Origin of the sequence: Halorubrum sp. SP3 (assembly GCF_005435195.1) — an archaeon.
In the GTDB taxonomy this organism is placed as follows: Archaea; Halobacteriota; Halobacteria; order Halobacteriales; family Haloferacaceae; genus Halorubrum; species Halorubrum sodomense.
In genome coordinates this window covers 1-209 of sequence record NZ_SGTU01000848.1, presented here as the reverse complement: position 1 = coordinate 209, position 209 = coordinate 1, and the positions used below count along the sequence as shown (strand labels likewise).

The window sequence follows — 209 nt, the reverse complement described above, 5'->3', positions numbered from 1 at the left end:
CTTTCTTCGCTTGATGAACAAAAACCACTAATCCAGGCAAGCCAGAACCTCCAACAACTACTCCTTACAGGGCTCGACGTTGCTATCATTGCGCCAGTCGGCAGTCCCAATGAGGAGAAGAAAATCAATAGCACGTTCCGTGGTATTGGCGCGTTCTCTATAGAGACGGGGGCCAGTGGGAATATTGATATCACAGAACCCGTCGCCAC

The 209-nt window shown here is 50.2% G+C and carries 1 protein-coding gene; it reads left to right on the top strand.

All coding sequences use genetic code 11. The features are described 5' to 3' along the window. A partial coding sequence (locus tag EXE42_RS20140) for a hypothetical protein (protein ID WP_206750801.1) occupies positions 1 to 209 on the top strand: 209 nt, incomplete at both ends.